This is a genomic window from Gemmatimonadales bacterium, from assembly GCA_030697825.1.
In the GTDB taxonomy this organism is placed as follows: Bacteria; Gemmatimonadota; Gemmatimonadetes; order Gemmatimonadales; family JACORV01; genus JACORV01.
The window spans coordinates 1-3685 of the sequence record JAUYOW010000234.1 but is presented as its reverse complement, the minus strand read 5'-3'; the positions used below and the strand labels follow the sequence as shown (position 1 = coordinate 3685).

Genomic DNA, 3685 nt, shown 5'->3' with positions numbered 1-3685 from the left:
CCAGGTGTGGCGCCCCGACCCGTGGATCGCTGCGACGCTGCCCGACGGTGGCCGGCTGGAGCTGTCTCGGGACGTGGCGACATCCGGCGAAGCGATCAAGCGCTTGAGCCCGGCGGACGCCGCGAAGTGGCCCGAGTTCTGCGAGCGGATGGGTCGGCTGGCGCGGGTCCTCGAGGCGCTCTATTCGGCTCCGCCTCCCGACATCATGACCCGCGACCTGGGCGAGCTGGCGCGCCTGGCCGGGCTCGGCTGGCAGGTCCGCCGGCTCGGAAAGCAGGCAGTGGTGGACCTGCTTCGCATCCTGCCGATGTCGGTGGCCGATCTGCTGGACGAGTGGTTCGAGTCCGACGCGCTCAAGGGCGTTCTCGGCGCCGCCGGCATCACCGATCTGTGCCAGGGACCGCGCTCGGGTGGCACGGCCTTCCTCATGCTCCACCATCATGTGGGGAGTCCCGCCGGCGTGTTCCGCCCGCCGCTCTCGAACATCGGCGAAGTGCTGGGCCGCCCAGAAGCGACGCCCGGCGTCGAGGTGCGGCGCGGCGCGGAGGTCACCGGCATCACTGCGCGGGCCGGCCTGGTTACCGGCGTTGTCCTCGCCGGTGGGGAGGAGATCGGGGCGCCGGTGGTCGTATCGAGCGCCGACCCGCGGCGAACGCTGCTCGGCCTGGCCGAGCCCGGCTGGTTCGACCCGGAGTTCGTTCGCGCGGTGCGGAACATCAGGTGCCGAGGCGTCACGGCCCAGCTGACGCTGACGCTCGACCGGGCACCAGGGTTCTCCACGCTGGCCGTGGCGCCGTCACTCGAATACCTCGAGCGTGCTTACGACGACGCCAAGTACGGACGCGTCTCGGCCCGGCCGTACATCGAGGCCCGCGCCGAGGCCGCGGAGAACGGCGGGCACCGCGTCCGGGCGCACGTCCAGTACGCTCCGTACGCCCTGGCCGACGGCCCGTGGGACAACGCGCGTCGCCGGGCGTTAGGCGATCTGGTGGTCGGGACGCTCGCCGAGAGCGCTCCCGTCCTGCGCGAAGCGACCGTTGGCGTCGTGGTACGAACGCCGAAGGACCTGGAGGACGAGCAGGGACTGACCGGTGGACATGTTCATCACGGCGAGCTGGGCCTCGACCAGGTGCTCTTCATGAGGCCGGTGGCGGGGTGGAGCCGGTATCGCACCCCCATCTCCGGACTGTACCTCTGCGGAGCCGGCACGCATCCGGGCGGAGGGATCGCCGGCGGGCCGGGGTACAACGCGGCGCTGGAAGTGCTGAAGGAAGCGAAACGCCTCGACTAGGCGCCTCCGGGAATCCCGGTCAAACGCGGCGCATTTCCAGGGAGCCGCGGCGCTGGGCACTCGCTTCTATGTGATATCGGCCGCCGGGTATACTTCGGGCGACCGGAGCGGAGACAGAGCTATGGTTGAGCAGACGCATGTCGAGGCGGGCCCGCACGTCACGGTCCGCTGCCTCTTTTGCGGTACGCTGAATCGCGTGGACCTGGCGCGCGGAGACGCGCAACCCAGGTGCGGGCAGTGCGCGAAGCCCATCCTGCTGGACCGTCCCTATCCCGTCACCGACGAGGAGTTCGACCGGGTGATCGGCGAGGCGGAGGTGCCGGTGGTGGTGGACTTCTACGCCGACTGGTGCGGCCCCTGCAAGATCATGGCGCCCATCTTCGACGAGATCGCCGCGGCGTACAGCGGGCGCCTGCTGGTGGCGAAGCTGGACACCGACCGCAACCAGCGCACCTCCGAGCGGTTCGGTATCCGCGGCATTCCCACGCTGATCGTGTTCACGGGCGGGCGGGAAGTCGCTCGGCAGGTGGGCGCGGTGCCCAAGGCCACGCTCGTCTCCCTGCTCGAGAAGGCGCTGGCCGCGTAGCCTGCGGCGCGCCCACGGCCCCGCGCACTCTGGCCCGCCCCTGACCCACGGTGTAGCTTAGGGCAAGGACGGGTGAGTATGACTCCGCCATTGACCGTCTGGAATACCTGCTCTCGATTCCGTCCGGCGTGACGAGGCCGTGGCTTCGGGTTGATCCCCTGTTCGATCCCCTGCGGAACAACCCGCGGTTTCAAAGGCTCGTGGCCGGGAACTAACTGAGCGGCCTGAGCACGGATAACTGAGGAGGCGCACGATGGGCCTGTTCGATGTCTTCACCGGAACCAAGCGGCCGGCGGCGGGAACATCCGTCAAGTCCGACGCGGAGCTCAGGGCCACGCTGCTCGGCCTCAACCGCGCGACCGCGCCGAGTCCAGGAAGCGTTGCCCGGCGGCGGCTGGACCTACAAGGGCGTCGCTTTCGGCAAGCTGTAGTGCGGCGGGCCGGCGGCCGGCGCGCCCGATGGCGCGGTTCGCTGCCTGCCGGAGGCCATCGTCATGCGGCCTCCTTTGCGGCGGTCCTGGCGCGGGCACGCCAGACGAAGAACGCGGGGACACCGAGCATCACCATGCCCAGCCCTATCGCCGCGCGGCCCGGCTGCGTGACGACGGTGTTCAACACGATCGCCGCCGCCGACGTCACGAATAGCAGCGGCGTGAACGGATACCCGGGTACCCGGAACGGCCGCTCGGCGTTGGGCTCGCGACGGCGGAAGGTGAGAACGGCGAGCGCCCCAAGCGCGTAGAAGATCCACCCGACGAATACGACGTAGGTGAGGAGCTGCTCGAATGTGCCGGTGGCAGCGAGACCCATCGCCCAGAGCGAGCTCACGACGATCGCGAAGGCCGGCGTGCCGAACCGGGGATGCACCTCCGCGAGCCTGGCGAAGAAGACCCCGTCGCGCGCCATCGCATAGTAGAGCCGCGGCGCCGTCAGCGTGATCCCGTTCGCGGCGCTGAACATCGAGACCAGGATGACCGCCGCGATCGCCTTGCCCGCCCCGGGCCCCAGGAGCGCGCCCACCGCGTCGGCGGCGATGCGCTCGCTCCGCGCGGCGGCGTCCGGTCCCAGCGCGGCCAGGTACCCGACGTTGGCGAGAACGTAGATCCCGATCAGCAGCGCGGTCCCGACCCAGATGGCGCGCGGGAAGGTACGCTGCGGGTCAATCGTCTCGGCCGCCGAGAAGGTGACGTACTGCCATCCCTCGTAGGCCCACAGCACGCCGATCATTGCCGGCCCGACGCCCGAGAGCGGCGAGGGCGAGACCGTAGCGGGCCAGAGGTTGTCCACCGACGCGCCGAGCTCCTTGCCCATCGCCAGCAGCACCACGCTCATCACGAGTATCGCGCCGACCTTGAGGCCGGTCGCCCAGTTCTGCACGTCGGAGCCCTGGCGCGCGCCGCGCACGTTGATCGCCATCACGACGGCGATCATCAGCACCGAGACGACTTTCCCCACCGCACCCGGGACCGGGACGAGCCGGCCGAGGTAGATCGTGAACGCCACGGCGAGCGTGGCCACCGAGCCGCTGCCGATGACGAAGAACTTGGTCCAGCCATAGAGGAACGCGGGGAGCGGGCCGAATGCGTCGCGGAGGTAGACGTACAGCCCGCCGGCGTCGGGCCGCATCGCGCCCAGCTCGGCGTAGGTGAGGGCGCCGAGGAGCGAGAGCACCCCGCCTGCGACCCAGACGAGCATCGCCGGCCCCACCGCGCCACCGGTCTGGCGGAGCACCGTCGCCGGGACGATGAAGATGCCGGACCCGATCACCAAGCCGACGACGAGGAGGATGAGGTCGCCGAGGCGGAGGG

General features: G+C 70.3%; 3 protein-coding genes. 2 read left to right on the top strand and 1 reads right to left on the bottom strand.

Annotated elements, in window-relative coordinates:
* Both Q8Q85_12285 and trxA read left to right on the top strand, forming a co-directional pair.
* A partial coding sequence (locus Q8Q85_12285) for an NAD(P)/FAD-dependent oxidoreductase (protein ID MDP3775033.1) occupies nt 1-1291 on the top strand: 1291 nt, incomplete at its 5' end.
* A 253-nt stretch (nt 1292-1544) separates the two neighbouring features.
* Nucleotides 1545-1877: a thioredoxin gene (gene trxA, locus Q8Q85_12280; protein ID MDP3775032.1), complete on the top strand. Its 333-nt coding sequence runs from the start codon at nt 1545-1547 to the stop codon at nt 1875-1877.
* Between the two features lie 492 nt (nt 1878-2369).
* On the opposite strand, the gene Q8Q85_12275 is transcribed toward trxA, so the two are convergent.
* On the bottom strand, nt 2370-3665 hold the full coding sequence (locus Q8Q85_12275) for an amino acid permease (GenBank protein MDP3775031.1): 1296 nt from the start codon (nt 3663-3665) through the stop codon (nt 2370-2372).
* Nucleotides 3666-3685 lie beyond the last annotated feature (20 nt).